The sequence below is a fragment of the Janibacter terrae genome (genome assembly GCF_039636765.1).
In the GTDB taxonomy this organism is placed as follows: domain Bacteria; phylum Actinomycetota; class Actinomycetes; order Actinomycetales; family Dermatophilaceae; genus Janibacter; species Janibacter terrae.
On the sequence record NZ_CP144167.1, the window covers coordinates 42018 to 55267 of the forward strand.

General features: G+C 72.3%; 13 protein-coding genes. 7 read left to right on the top strand and 6 right to left on the bottom strand.

From position 1 onward, the window contains the following. The first annotated feature begins 40 nt into the window (after positions 1–40). The 6 genes from V3C34_RS00215 to V3C34_RS00240 all read left to right on the top strand — a co-directional run bounded on the left by V3C34_RS00215 (position 41) and on the right by V3C34_RS00240 (position 5748). Positions 41–577 (top strand): NAD(P)H-dependent oxidoreductase, encoded by a 537-nt coding sequence (locus V3C34_RS00215; protein ID WP_346007765.1) that lies wholly within the window; start codon positions 41–43, stop codon positions 575–577. Between the two features lie 121 nt (positions 578–698). Beyond that, a complete protein-coding gene (locus V3C34_RS00220) occupies positions 699–1283 on the top strand; it encodes a helix-turn-helix domain-containing protein (protein ID WP_346007766.1) in 585 nt (194 codons plus the stop codon). Positions 1284–1360: 77 nt separating this feature from the next. Then, on the top strand, positions 1361–3664 hold the full coding sequence (locus tag V3C34_RS00225) for an MMPL family transporter (protein ID WP_346007767.1): 2304 nt from the start codon (positions 1361–1363) through the stop codon (positions 3662–3664). 70 nt (positions 3665–3734) lie between these two features. After that, entirely contained in the window at positions 3735–4772 is a 1038-nt protein-coding gene (locus tag V3C34_RS00230; RefSeq protein ID WP_338537482.1) for a 2-dehydropantoate 2-reductase, read from the top strand. Further along, entirely contained in the window at positions 4769–5239 is a 471-nt protein-coding gene (locus tag V3C34_RS00235; protein WP_068424196.1) for a hypothetical protein, read from the top strand. The genes V3C34_RS00230 and V3C34_RS00235 overlap by 4 nt, the downstream gene beginning before the upstream one ends. Beyond that, complete coding sequence (locus tag V3C34_RS00240; RefSeq protein WP_068328845.1) at positions 5236–5748, top strand: low molecular weight protein-tyrosine-phosphatase; 513 nt, start codon at positions 5236–5238, stop codon at positions 5746–5748. Before V3C34_RS00235 ends, V3C34_RS00240 begins: the two co-directional genes overlap by 4 nt. A gap of 56 nt (positions 5749–5804) precedes the next feature. Here V3C34_RS00240 and V3C34_RS00245 read toward each other — a convergent pair whose 3' ends face one another. Next, positions 5805–6416 (bottom strand): hypothetical protein, encoded by a 612-nt coding sequence (locus V3C34_RS00245; protein WP_346007768.1) that lies wholly within the window; start codon positions 6414–6416, stop codon positions 5805–5807. 72 nt (positions 6417–6488) lie between these two features. Here V3C34_RS00245 and purB point away from each other — a divergent pair, with 72 nt between their 5' ends. Beyond that, positions 6489–7898 (top strand): adenylosuccinate lyase, encoded by a 1410-nt coding sequence (gene purB / locus V3C34_RS00250; protein ID WP_346007769.1) that lies wholly within the window; start codon positions 6489–6491, stop codon positions 7896–7898. A 33-nt stretch (positions 7899–7931) separates the two neighbouring features. On the opposite strand, the gene V3C34_RS00255 is transcribed toward purB, so the two are convergent. From V3C34_RS00255 to cpaB, 5 genes are read right to left on the bottom strand one after another with little or no spacing between them, the layout of a single operon-like run. Continuing rightward, entirely contained in the window at positions 7932–8804 is an 873-nt protein-coding gene (locus V3C34_RS00255) for a type II secretion system F family protein (RefSeq protein ID WP_346008579.1), read from the bottom strand. A gap of 37 nt (positions 8805–8841) precedes the next feature. Continuing rightward, a complete protein-coding gene (locus V3C34_RS00260; protein WP_346007770.1) occupies positions 8842–9789 on the bottom strand; it encodes a type II secretion system F family protein in 948 nt (315 codons plus the stop codon). Then, a complete protein-coding gene (locus V3C34_RS00265; protein ID WP_068328826.1) occupies positions 9786–11288 on the bottom strand; it encodes a CpaF family protein in 1503 nt (500 codons plus the stop codon). The genes V3C34_RS00260 and V3C34_RS00265 overlap by 4 nt, the downstream gene beginning before the upstream one ends. Beyond that, the gene (locus V3C34_RS00270) at positions 11285–12493 is read right to left on the bottom strand and encodes an AAA family ATPase (protein ID WP_346007771.1); all 1209 of its coding nucleotides are present in this window, start codon (positions 12491–12493) and stop codon (positions 11285–11287) included. Before V3C34_RS00270 ends, V3C34_RS00265 begins: the two co-directional genes overlap by 4 nt. Beyond that, positions 12490–13245 (bottom strand): Flp pilus assembly protein CpaB, encoded by a 756-nt coding sequence (gene cpaB, locus V3C34_RS00275; RefSeq protein WP_068328824.1) that lies wholly within the window; start codon positions 13243–13245, stop codon positions 12490–12492. Before cpaB ends, V3C34_RS00270 begins: the two co-directional genes overlap by 4 nt. Between the last annotated feature and the right edge of the window lie 5 nt (positions 13246–13250).

The following is a 13250-nucleotide window of genomic DNA, read 5'->3' on the forward strand; positions in this document are numbered from 1 at the left end:
TGCTTGACCATCAAACTTTCCACCACCTGCGGGAGTCCCCATGAACGTCCTCGTCCTCGTCGGCAGCCTGCGCGCCGGCTCCACCAACCGCACCCTCGCCGAGGCGGCCCTCGCCCACCTGCCCGAGGGGTCGACCGCGACCGTCTTCGACCGCGGCGCCGAGCTGCCCCACTACTCCGAGGACCTCGACGTCGAAGGCTCCGCCCCCGCCGTCGCCGCCGACCTGCGCGAGGCCACCGCGGCCGCCGACGCGGTCATCGTCGTCACCCCCGAGTACAACGGCACGCTGAGCAGCGTCGTCAAGAACCAGATCGACTGGCTCTCCCGCCCCCGCGGCGAGGCCGCGATCCAGGACAAGCCGGCCATCGTCATGGCCGCCTCCGGCTCCCCCTACGCCGCCAAGTGGGCGCGCCAGGACGCCGTCCGCTGCCTCCAGGTCGCCGGCGCGGCCGTCGTCGAGGACACCTTCGGCCTGGGCGCCTCGTACGAGGCCTTCGCCGAGGGCAAGCTCGTCGACGCCGACCTCGACACCGAGCTGCGCGGCCTCGTCGGCCGCCTCGTGCCGGTCAACGCCTGACCCGCACCGCACCGCCCGGAGCCCGCTCCCCCACCCGGGGGCGGGCTCCGGGCGTCTGCATTGCCCTAGGGCAATGCAGACGGTTTTGCACTGAGTGAGCCAGAGTGCAAGACTGCACTCCATGAGCATCAGTGCAAGGACGGCGAAGGGGGACCGCCGCAGCGCGATCATCGCGGCCGCCCAGAGGCTGGCCGTCGACTGCGGGTACTCGGGGTTCACCTTCGACGACCTCGCCCGCGCGGTCGGGTGCTCGCGACGCACGCTCTTCAACCACGTCTCCTCCAAGGAGGAGGCGGTCCTCGGCGCCCTGCCCCACGTCACCGACGAGCAGGTCGAGCTGCTGCGCTCCGGCGGGCCGACCGGCGACCTGCTCGAGGACCTGACCCTCGTCGTCGTCGAGGCCCTCGGTGGCGACCAGGCGACCGCCGGCGACTGGCAGCGCCTCCACGACATCGTCCAGCGCAACCCCCAGCTCCACGAGCGGGTCCAGGCCCACGTCGAGGGGCTCGCCGACGAGCTCGTCGGCCACCTCACCACCCGCGAGGGCGTCACCCCCGACCGCGCGCGCGTCGCCCTCGCGATCGTCGGCGGCATCGTCGGCCGGACGATCCAGGACCTCATCGCCCGCCCGAGCGACGTCGACCTGTCGACCGGCGTCCACGCCAACCTCGCCACCGCCCGGGAGATCTTCGCCGCCCGGGGGTGACCCCCTTCGCCCTTGCACCGCCGGCCCCGACGACGAGGCCACCCGCCCTCACCACCGACGCCTCGAAAGGCACCCCCATGGCGCACGCCCTCTACCGGCTCGGCCGGACTGCGTACCGGCGCTGGCCGGCCGTCCTCATCGGCTGGCTCGTCGTCCTCATCGGGATCGGCGTCGCCGCCGGCACGCTGTCGAAGCCGCTGAGCGACAAGTTCACGATCCCCGGCATCGAGTCCGAGCAGACCCAGGAGCTGCAGCAGGAGCTCTTCCCCGGCACCCAGGACGCCTTCGACCGGGCCACCGGCACGGTCGTCGTCCAGGCACCCGCCGGTGAACAGCTGTCCGACCCGGCCAACACCCGCGCCGTCGAGGCGCTGCTCGCGGACCTGCGCAGGGTCCCCCAGGTGGGCGACCCGGCGCAGCTGGTCAACCCCGTCACGGCGGCGAAGGGGGTCGAGAAGACCTACCTCGACAACGCCGCGAAGAACGGGCAGCCGGAGGCCGTGGCCCGGGCCGACGCCCAGGCGGTCTCACCGCTCACCGAGGACGGCCGCACCGGCCTCGTGCAGTGGACCTTCGACGTCGAGGCCGTCACGGACGTCGAGCAGGAGAGCCGGGACGCGGTCCACACGGCCGTCGACGACGCCCGCGACTCCGGCCTGACCGTCGAGGCGACCGGCACCGGCATGCAGGGCATGCCCGAGATGGGCATGACGAGCGAGCTCATCGGCGTCGCCGTCGCGCTCGTCGTCCTCGTGCTGACCTTCGGCTCGCTCGTGGCCGCCGGCCTGCCGACCCTCACCGCGCTCGTCGGCGTCGGCATCGGCATCACCGGCATCACCGCGTCCACCGCCGTGTTCGACCTCGGCACGACGACCCCGATCCTCGCGTCGATGCTCGGCCTGGCCGTCGGCATCGACTACGCGCTCTTCATCCTCTCCCGCTACCGCACGGAGCTGCGGCACACGAGCGACCGTGAGCACGCGATCGGCCTGGCCGTCGGCCGCGCCGGCTCGGCCGTGGTCTTCGCCGGGCTGACCGTGATCATCGCGCTCGTCGCCCTCGCCGTCGTCAACATCCCCTTCCTCACCGCCATGGGCCTGGCCGCGGCCGGCACCGTCCTCGCCGCCGTGCTCGTCGCGCTCACCCTGCTGCCCGCCGTGCTCGGCGCCCTCGGCCGACGCGCCTTCGCCGGCCAGCTGCGCAAGGACCGGGCCGTCGACGAGGGCCAGCACGTCGACAACGGCGGCACCCGCTGGGCCGGCGCCATCGGCAGGCACCCGGTCGTCGCCGCCCTCGTCGCGGTCCTCGCCCTCGGCGCCCTGGCGGTCCCGGCCAAGGACCTGCACCTCGCCCTGCCGAGCGACTCGACGGCGGCGGCCGACACCCCGCAGCGCCGGGCCGCCGACCTGCTCACGGCCGGCTTCGGTCCCGGCCAGGAGGCCCGCATGGTCGTCGTCGTCGACGGTCGCGACCTCGAGGACCCGCGCCGGGCGCCCAGGGCCTACGGCGAGGTCGCGCAGTGGCTCGGCGACCTCGACGGCGTCACCAACGCGCAGGTCGTCGCGATGAACGAGGAGGGCACCGGCGCCCAGGTGATGGTCACCCCCGCCACCGGGGCGAGCGACGAGGCGACCGAGGAGCTGCTCCACACGATCCGCGACGGCATCGCCGCCCAGGAGGAGGCGACCGGCACGACGATCGGGGTCACCGGACTCACCGCGATCCAGACCGATGTCTCGGAGAAGCTGCAGGGTGCCCTCGTCCCCTACCTCGCGGTCGTCGTCGGGCTCGCCTTCATCCTGCTGATGCTCGTCTTCCGCTCCGTCCTCGTGCCCCTCACCGCGACGCTGGGCTTCGTGCTCTCGACCCTCGCGACGATCGGCGCGACGGTGGCGGTCTTCCAGGAGGGCGCCTTCGGCCTCGTCGACGGCGCACCGCTCGTGAGCTTCCTGCCGATCCTCATGATCGGCATCGTCTTCGGGCTGGCGATGGACTACCAGGTCTTCCTCGTCACCCGGATGCGTGAGGCCTACGTCCACGGCGACACCGCGCGCGAGGCCGTCGTCGACGGGTTCCGCCACGGCGCCCGCGTCGTCACCGCGGCCGCGCTCATCATGATCTCGGTCTTCGCCGCCTTCATGCTGCAGCCCGACAACCTCATCAAGTCCATGGGCTTCGCGCTCGCGACGGCCGTCCTGCTCGACGCCTTCGTCGTGCGGATGGTCCTCATCCCGGCGCTCATGTACCTGCTCGGGGACCGGGCCTGGGCGATGCCCGGCTGGCTCGACAAGGTGCTGCCGAACGTCGACGTCGAAGGGGAGGCCCTCACCGAGCGCACCTCCGCCCGGGACGCGGACGAAGACCTCGTCACGACGGGCTGAGCCAGCGTCCCCTTCGTCCACGACGACGTAGGATCGCCGGACGCACCGCACGAGTCGTCAGGGGGAAGCCATGGACCGAACGCGCGTGGCCGTCATGGGAGCCGGCAGCATCGGCTGCTACCTCGGCGGGTGGCTGGCCGCAGCCGCCGACGTGACGCTCGTCGGCCGGCAGGCCACCATGGCCGCGATCGACCGCGAGGGCCTGACCGTCACCGACCTGTCCGGGCGGACGCGCACCGTGCGCCCGGACGGGCTGGCGACGGCGACCGACGCGAGCGCGGTCGTCGGTGCACGCTATGTGCTGATCACGACCAAGACGCTCGGCACGGAGACCGCGGTCCGGCAGATCGCGCCCTACCTGCAGCACGACAGCGTCGTCATCTCCTTCCAGAACGGCATGCGCAACGCGTCGCTGATCGACGAGGCCCTCGCCGCGGCCTTCCCGAGCCGCGCCTCCCGCCCGCTCGTGCTGTCGGGGATGGTCCCCTACAACATCGTGCACGACGGCGGGGCGAGCTGGACCCAGACGACGAACGGTCGGCTCAAGGTCAAGGACCACCCGCGGGTCGACCCCTTCGTCCGGGCGGCGTGCGGCGGGGGGTTGCGCATCGACGTCGAGCCGGACATGCGGGCGGTGCTCTTCGGCAAGCTCCTGCTCAACCTCAACAACGCGATCAACGCGCTCACCGGCCTGCCCCTCACCGTGGAGCTGCGCGACCGTGACTGCCGCGTCGTGCTCGCCGCCTGCCAGGACGAGGCGCTCGCGCTGGCGCGCCGCGTCGGCGTCGCGCCGGCCCGCATGACCCCGCTGCCGCCCTCGGCCCTCCCCGCGCTGCTCCGCGCGCCGACACCGCTCTACGCGAACCTCGCCCGTGCCACGCTCAAGGTCGCACCGACCGCCCGCTCCTCGATGGCCGACGACCTCGACGCCGGCCGACCCACCGAGATCTCCGAGCTCCAGGGCGCCGTCGTCCAGCTCGGCACCGACCACGGGTCCGCGGCGCCGGTGTGCGCGCGCATCGTCGAGCTCGTCCGGGAGGCGGAGGCCGGCGGCCCCGACCGTCGACGCTGGACGGGTGCGCAGCTGCGCCGGGCGGTGGGCCTGTGAGCGCGCTCACCGAGCTCTCGCTCCCCCGCGTCGTGCTCCTCGCCGACGCCCTGGGCGTGGACGAGACGGAGGCCGCCACGGCCTTCGTCGGCGCCCTGCGCGACCTGGCCCGCCCGGTCGTGGCGGTCTCCCTCGCCGGCGACCCCGGCACGCCCGTCGCCCGGCGGGCGCTGGCCGCCCTCGAGACCGCCCCGGACCTGCTCGTGCTCACCGCCCCCGGGCTGCTCAGCCGGCTCGACGCCCGGGGTGGGACGCTCGCGGACGCGGGGACCGCCCTTCGCTACAAGGGGGTCTCCACCGGCATCGTCCTCGGGACCGTGGCCGGCTCCCCCGGGCTCGGCCACGCCCTGGCCCTGCACGCCGAGGTGCTGCGCGCCCGAGAGCTGCCGCTGCTCGGGGCACTGTCAGGGGGTCCACAGGACCTCTCCTGGTCCGTCCCGGACCAGTGGGGGACGATGGCGCCATGAGCGACTACCGGATCACCGTGGTCTGCACCGGCAACATCTGCCGCTCGCCGATCGCCGAGTGGGTGCTGCGCGAGCGCTTCGAGGCGGCCGGTCTGGGCGACCGCGTCGCCATCGACTCCGCCGGGACGACCGCGTGGGAGGAGGGCAACCCCGCCGACCCGCGGAGCCTCGCGGCGATGCAGCGCCACGGTCACACGGGCGACTACACGACGCACCGGGCGCGGGTCTTCGACAAGCGGTGGTTCGCCGACCGCGACCTCGTCCTCGCCGCCGACCACGGTCACTACACCGTGCTGCGGCGCCTCGCCGGCGTGCCCGACGCCAAGGACCGCATCCGGATGATCCGCAGCTTCGACCCCAGCGGGCCGAAGGGGGACGACCTCGCGATCCCCGACCCCTGGTACGGCGACGACAGCGACTTCGACGCGACCTACGCGGCGGTCGAGGCCGCTGCGGACGGCATCGTCGAGCACGTGCGCAGCCGGCTCGAGGGCCCTCCGGACGCATGACGACGAGCGGCCCACTCCCCTGAGAGTCGACCGCCCGCCGAGCGCATCATGCCCGATCACGCACCTTCGGTGGCCCTCAGACCGCGGCTCGGGCGCCGCCGCAGGACGAGCCCGGCGCCGACGAGCCCGACGGCGAGCAGCACCGTCCCCGCCACGGTCCGCGCCCACCAGTCCGCCGGACCGTTGGCGAACGTCGGGGCGATCAGCCCGGTGACGAAGGGCTCCGTGATCGCGCCGGCCGGCACGACGAGCCGGGCGAGCAGGCCCCGCAGGTTGGTCCGGCGGGCCGCCGCCCCGACGAGCCCCAGCGGGCCGGTGAGGACGATCGCGGCGACGAACCACGAGATGTTGTCGCCCCACGACGCCCACGGCATCGTGCCGGTGCCGCTGCCGATGGCGTAGTGCACGACGAGAGCCAGCTCGCTCGCCGCGACCGCCGCGAGCACGGCGTGCCCGGGGCGGCGCACGAGCCACCCGGCGAGCACCCCGAGACCCGCCCAGACCACACCGGCGTTGACGAGCACGCTGATGCAGGTGCGCACCGCCCACAGGAGCCGGTCGGAGCCATCGAGCTGGGCGGTCGTGGTGATGTTGACCGACCACGCGGCGACGCCGAGTGCTGCGCCGGCGGCGAGGGAGCGGAGCCAGGCGCGGGTGAGGGGCGGCACAGGGGCACGCTAACCGTCCCGAGCACCGACCGAGGTGACGGGGACCCCCTTCGCCTCTGGGAGGATGGGCGCATGCAGAGCCTCGCTGACGCCACGCCCCAGATCGCTCTCGGCGCGCTCGACGGTCGCTACCGTCCCGCCGTCTCGCCGCTCATCGACCACCTGAGCGAGCCCGCGCTCAACCGGATGCGCGTGCACGTGGAGGTCGAGTGGCTGATCCACCTGACCACCCAGCAGGTCGTGCCGGGCGTGCGGCAGCTGACCGAGGACGAGCAGGCCGCGCTGCGTCAGGTCGTCGAGGACTTCGGGCCGGAGGCGATCGCCGAGCTCGCCGCGACCGAGAAGGTCACCCAGCACGACGTCAAGGCCGTCGAGTACTACCTCAAGGAGCGGCTGCGCAGGATCGCGCCGGCGCCCGAGGACGCGGGCCTGAGCGAGCTCATCCACTTCTGCTGCACGAGCGAGGACATCAACAACCTCGCCTACGCGCTCATGGTCCAGGGGGCCGTCGAGCAGGTCTGGCTCCCCCGCGCCGACGCGCTGGCCGAGGCCGTGGGCACGATGGCCGACGAGCTGCGCGACGTGCCGCTGCTCGCCCACACCCACGGGCAGCCGGCCACCCCGACGACGATGGGCAAGGAGCTCGCGGTGCTCGCCCACCGCCTGATGCGCCAGCTGCGCCGCATCCAGGCCGACGAGTACCTCGGCAAGATCAACGGCGCGACGGGCACCTTCGGCGCCCACCTGGCCGCCGTCCCCGAGGCCGACTGGGTGGAGGTCTCGCGCACCTTCGTCGAGGGTCTCGGCCTGACGTGGAACCCCCTCACCACGCAGATCGAGTCGCACGACTGGCAGGCGGAGATCTACGCCGACATCGCGCGGTACAACCGGGTGCTGCACAACCTCTGCACGGACCTGTGGTCGTACATCTCGATGGGCTACTTCGCGCAGGTCCGCGGGCAGGGCACCGTCGGCTCGAGCACGATGCCGCACAAGGTCAACCCGATCCGCTTCGAGAACGCGGAGGCCAACCTCGAGGTGAGCAACGCGCTCCTCGATGTGCTGGCGTCGACGCTCGTCACCTCGCGCCTGCAGCGCGACCTCACCGACTCCTCGATGCAGCGCAACATCGGCACGGCCCTCGGCCACTCGCTGCTCGCGATCGACAACGCGGGCCGCGGCCTCGCCGGCCTCGACGCCGTGCCGGAGGCCATGCTCGCCGACCTCGACGCCAACTGGGAGGTGCTCGGCGAGCCGATCCAGTCGGTCATGCGGGCACTGGGCGCCCAGGGCGTCGAGGGCATGGACGAGCCCTACGAGCGGCTCAAGGAGCTCACCCGCGGGCGCCGCATCGGCCAGCCGGAGCTCGTGGAGTTCGTCCGCGGCCTCGGCCTGCCGGCCGACGTCGAGGAGCGCGTCGCCGCGATGACGCCCGCGACCTACATCGGCCTCGCGCCGATGCTCGTCGACCTGCTCGACTGAGGCGAAGGGGGCGGCCCCGGTCCCGGGAGAGCCTCAGCCGAAGGCCGCGCCCATCCGCAGCACGACCGGACCCAGCAGCACGATGAAGAGCACCGGCAGGATGCACAGCATCAGCGGGAAGATCACCTTGACGGGGATCTGCATGGCCTTCTCCTCGGCCCGCTGGCGCCGCTTGGTCCGCATCTCCGCTGCCTGGGTGCGCAGCACGTCGACGATGGCGACGCCATAGGCGTCGGCCTGGATGATGGCCCGGACGAACCGTCGCAGGTCGGGGACATCGGTCCGGTCCGCGAGCGCCTCGTAGGCCTCTCGCCGGGACTGGCCCAGCTGGATGTCCTGGAGGGTGCGCACCAGCTCTTCGGCGAGCGGCCCCTTCCCGTTCTTCCCCGCCCGTGCCATGGCGGAGTCGAAGCCGAGACCCGCCTCGACGGCGATCATCATCTGGTCCAGGGTGTCGGCCAGCTTGACGGTGATCTCCGCACGCCGTTCCATCCCGCGGCTGTAGAGCAGCAGCTCCGGCACGAAGTAGCACACGAGCGTCACCAGGAGCCCCAGCAGGATCAGCACCGGCTCGCTCGCCAGGAGGAGGGTCAGGACCGCCCCGAACAACGGCAGCAGGGTCTTGACCACGAGCAGCCGCTCGATGGGCCACGCCGCCGGACGTCCCGCCCGCCCGTGGAGGTGGTCCAGTCGTCGCAGGACCCCGGGCGGCGTGAGGCGGCGCGCCAGGACGGGCAAGCCGGCGGCGACCCGCTCGTGCGACTCGTCGTCGGACGTGCCGTGGGGAGTGAGGCCCCGGCGGAGATTGGCCAGGGCGCGCCGGCGCGTCATGTCCGGACCCGCGAGAGCCGCCCAGACGAGGACGCCCCAGCACAGCGCCGTGACGAGGGTGGTCAGCGCGATCATCGCTGGCACGATCGGTCTCCTTCCATGTCCGAGACGCTCAGAACTTGATGCGGGCGGTCTTGCGGAGCCAGAGGCCGCCGACGATGAACATGACGACGGACATCGCGAGCATGCCGTAGCCGAGCAGGCTCTCGGTGAACGGCGCCAGGTAGGCAGGGTTGGTGACCCAGAGGAACCCGGCGATGCCGACCGGCAGGGCCATGAGGACGTAGACGGAGATCTTGCCCTCGGCGGCCAGCACCTTGACCTGACGGCGGATCTGGTTGCGCTCGCGGATGGTGTCGCCGACGCCGTCGAGCACGTCGGCGAGGTTGCCGCCCACCTCGCGGTTGATGCTGATCGCCTGCGTGACCCAGTTGAAGTCCTCGCTGCCCATGCGGTCAGCCGTCTCCTCGAGCGCCTCGTTGAGCGGACGACCGACCCTCGTCTCGTTGATGATGCGGACGAACTCGGTCGAGGTCGGCTCCTCGGCCTCCGTGGCCACGGACGCCACCGCCTGCAGCAGGCTGTGACCCGCCCGCAGGCTGGAGGCCATGAGCTGGAGGGAGTCGTCCAGCTGGTCGGCGAAGGCGACCCTGCGCCGGCTGGCGAGGACACGCAGACCGATCTTGGCGACGAAGGGGGCCGAGGCGGCGAGCGGGAGGGCGAGCAGCGGGCCGGCCAGCAGCAGACCGATCGTGGCGGCGACGAGAGCACCGATGCCCACGAGGAAGGCGAAGTCCTGGACCCGCGTGGTCAGCCCGGCGTTCTCCAGGGCAGCGGCGATCCCTTCGGTGGCGCCACGACGACGAAGGACCCGGTCGACCAGGCCCGTCATCGTGTCGGTGGCCCCGGTGAGTGCGCTGGCGTGGGCGGTCTGGGGACGACGCCGGTCCTTGCTCAGCCGGGGTGGGCCCGGGCTGAGCAGCAGGTAGGCGAGGACGAGCACGCCGAGGCCCAAGGCGATGACCCCCGGAGCGACCGGAGAGGCCAGGACGCCGCTCACCGGAGGTCACCTCCGCCTGCCGGGAGGCCGAAGACGCCCGGGGACAAGGTGATGCCCAGGTCGGCGAAGCGATCGGTGAAGGTGGGCCGGATGCCCGTCGGCATGGGCTTGCCGAGGAACCTCCCTGAGGGGTCCACGCCCGCCGAGTAGTCGAAGAGGAAGGCGTCCTGCAGGGTGACGGTCTGCCCCTCCATGCCTTGCAGCTCGGTGACCGCCGTCACCCGCCGGGTGCCGTCACGCAGCCGGGTGAGCTGGACGATGACGTCGACCGCGGAGGCGATCTGCTCACGGATCGCGCGCAGCGGCAGATCCATGCCGGCCATCAGCACGAGCGTCTCCAACCGGGCCACGGCGTCGCGCGGGGAGTTGGCGTGCACGGTCGAGAGCGAGCCGTCGTGGCCCGTGTTCATCGCCTGCAGCATGTCCAGGGTCTCCCCGCCCCGGACCTCGCCGACGACGATGCGGTCGGGGCGCATGCGCAGCGAGTTGCGCACGAGCTCCCGGATGCTGACCTCGCCCTTGCCCTCGATGTTGGGCGGGCGGCTCTCCAGACGTACGACGTGCTCCTGCTGCAGCTGCAGCTCGACCGCGTCCTCGATGGTGACGATCCGTTCGCCCTCGGGGATGAAGGACGAGAGCACGTTGAGCAGGGTCGTCTTCCCCGTGCCGGTCCCGCCGGAGACGATGATGTTCAGTCGTGCCTCGACACAGGCCTGGAGCAGCTCGGCCATCTCGTGGCTGAGGGTGCCGAAGCCGATGAGGTCGTTCACCTTGAAGGGGTCCTTGGCGAACTTGCGGATCGTCAGCGTCGACCCGCTGAAGGCCAGGGGCGGGATGACGGCGTTGACGCGGGAGCCGTCCGCCAGCCGCGCGTCGACCAGGGGCGAGGACTCATCGATCCGACGCCCGACCCTGGAGACGATGCGTTCGATCACGCGACGCAGCTGCTCCTCGGAGGTGAAGCGCGCGTCGCTGCGGGTGAGCTTGCCCTGGTGCTCCACGTAGACCATGTCCGGTCCGTTCACCATGATCTCCGTGACGTCCGGGTCGTCCAGCAGTCGCTGCAGCGGACCGTGACCGAGGACGTCGTCCTGGACGTCGCGGATGAGTCTGCGGCGCTCGTCCCCCGAGAGGGGCACCTTCTCCTCCTCGACGACGTGGTTGAGCTCGTTGCGCACGATCTTGTGGAGCTGGTCCTCGTCGAGCGAGGGGTCGTTGAGTCGGGAACCGATCCGTTCGAACAACGCCGCGGTGGCCCGGTCCTTCAGCTTCGTCAGGGCGTCGTTGCCTTCCGTCCCCACGGTGGCCACGGGCTCACGGGGGGAGGGCACCGGCGGCTGCGGCGGGCGGGCGGCCGGTGGCGTGACAACGCCGCTGGACGGGGGTACGGACGAGGCGGTCGAGGGACGCGTGGTCGGCGGCGCTGCCTCGGCCGCCGGCGCGGCCCGGTGTGCGCCCTGCTCACCACGCACCGCCTGCAGTCGTTCTGACAGGTTCATCGTCCTCTCCTTCGTCCGTGGCGGGCTGGACGGTCCTGCGGGCCCGGCGGTGCGACCGCGACCTGGTCGACCACGAGTCGTTCGACGAGTCGTCGCAGCTGCTTCGTCACCGGGTCGCGCCCACCGGACTGCAGCAGTGGGACGCCCTTGTTCGTGGCGACCCGGGTCGCGGGCGAGACCGGCAGCCTGACGTCGACCTTCGTCCCGATGGTGGCCTCCACGTCCGCGATCGAGAGACCGCCTCGCTTGTCGGCGAAGTTGACGACCACGTGCTTGGAAGGGGGGAGCATCCCGAGCTGCCCCAGCGTGTCCAGCTCCTTGCGCAGGCCCCGCACGCCCGGCACGTCCATGCTGGTCAGGAGGACGTGGTCGGTGGTGCGGTCGAGCGCGGCGAGGGTGTGCTCGGACAGGCCGGGCGCGGTGTCGACGACGACGTAGCGGAACTCAAGGGCCAGCATCGCCAGCAGGTGCGAGACGTCCTCGCTCGAGATGGTGTCGGCCACCGCGGGCGAGGCGGGAGCGCAGATCGCGTACAGGCCGGTCTCGTGCAGGGTCAGGAAGGTCTTGAGGACCATCGAGTCCCGCGTCGCCGGGCCACGGACGACGTCAGCGAGGGTGAACTCCGGGGCCAGGTCCAGCGCGCTCGCGACATCGCCGAACTGCACATCGAGGTCGACGAGGACAGTGCTGCCGGGGGCGCTGCGAGCGAGACCCACCGCCAGGTTCGTGGCCACGGTGGTCTTGCCCACGCCTCCCTTGGGAGAGAGGACGCTGATCACCCGTCCCGTCGCCGGCGCGGTGTCCGGCACGGCGGGCACGTGGTGCGCGAGCGCCTGCGCGGCGAGGGCCGCCCGGTCGAGGACCGACTGGATCTCGGCGATCTCGGCCTGCGGGTGCACGATGTCGCGGACTCCGGAGCGCATGGCCGCCAGACCGAGGTCGGTGCCGTTCTCGGCCACCAGGATCACGGCCACCTGCGGGCACTGCTCGTCCAGCTGCGTCGCCAGGTCGAGGGCGCGCTGCAGGTCCGACGCTGCGTCCAGAACCACCACCTCCGGTGCGGGAGCACCGTCGAGGAGCGCGAAGAGCTGCGCGGGATCGCTCGGCAACGACGGCGGGGTCAGCGAGAGGAAGGCACCTCCGGTCGCGGCCCCGAATCGGGCCTGCAGGTCCGGCGACGGGGACGTCACGAGGATGCGGGTCATTTGTACAGGTTCTCCCGGGTCACGACGCTGGTTCCCTTCGAGCCCGCCTTGGCGCCCTGCAGCGACAACCAGATCTGCTCGTACTCCGCCGCGAAGACGACCTTCTCGGCGTCGGCGGCATCCAGGGCCAGCGTGACCGTGACACTCTCGGCCGGCGGCGCCTGGTCTGCTGGTTGGTCCGCCGGCGGGGTGCTCGGCTCGGCTGCTCCCTCGGCCGGCGCGCCGACCCCTCCCTCGACCCTCGTGACCAGGACGCCGTCGACGGTCAGGTGGGTCGTGTTCTTCTCCTTGACCGCGCCGTTGGTGGAGACGAAGACGCCCACCTCCTGCCCGGCGAGCAGCTGGCCACCGAGCACGCGGGTGCGCTCCAGCTGGACAGTCACCTGGTGCTTGCCTGCCGGCACCTTGACGTCGCTCGCGACCGCCAGGACCTCGGGCTCGACGAATCTGTGGGCCAGCAGCTGCTCGCCGGGCTGCAGGCCCGTCTGCACCACCCGCCCAGAGACCTCGTCCAGGGAGGTCAGCGCACCGGGGCTCACCGCCGACGCCGGCACCTCCTTGGGGGCGACGAGGTCCGTCAGCTGGTCGACGGGCGTGCCCTCGGGGACCGGCGTGGTGACGACGAGGACCTCGACCGGGGCCATGTCGGACATGGCGCGCTCGTCCGCACCGGACACGTAGGCCACGATGACGAAGGTACCGACGAGGGCCAGGACGAGGGCAGCGACTGCGGCGACAAGGCGACGGGACACGTGGG

Coding starts and splice junctions, on each gene's coding strand:
- V3C34_RS00215 (WP_346007765.1), top strand. CDS start 41: ATGAACGTCCTCGTCCTCGTCGGCAGCCTGCGCGCCGGCTCCACCAAC.
- V3C34_RS00220 (WP_346007766.1), top strand. CDS start 699: ATGAGCATCAGTGCAAGGACGGCGAAGGGGGACCGCCGCAGCGCGATC.
- V3C34_RS00225 (WP_346007767.1), top strand. CDS start 1,361: ATGGCGCACGCCCTCTACCGGCTCGGCCGGACTGCGTACCGGCGCTGG.
- V3C34_RS00230 (WP_338537482.1), top strand. CDS start 3,735: ATGGACCGAACGCGCGTGGCCGTCATGGGAGCCGGCAGCATCGGCTGC.
- V3C34_RS00240 (WP_068328845.1), top strand. CDS start 5,236: ATGAGCGACTACCGGATCACCGTGGTCTGCACCGGCAACATCTGCCGC.
- purB (WP_346007769.1), top strand. CDS start 6,489: ATGCAGAGCCTCGCTGACGCCACGCCCCAGATCGCTCTCGGCGCGCTC.
- V3C34_RS00255 (WP_346008579.1), bottom strand. CDS start 8,804: ATGATCGCGCTGACCACCCTCGTCACGGCGCTGTGCTGGGGCGTCCTC.
- V3C34_RS00265 (WP_068328826.1), bottom strand. CDS start 11,288: ATGAACCTGTCAGAACGACTGCAGGCGGTGCGTGGTGAGCAGGGCGCA.
- V3C34_RS00270 (WP_346007771.1), bottom strand. CDS start 12,493: ATGACCCGCATCCTCGTGACGTCCCCGTCGCCGGACCTGCAGGCCCGA.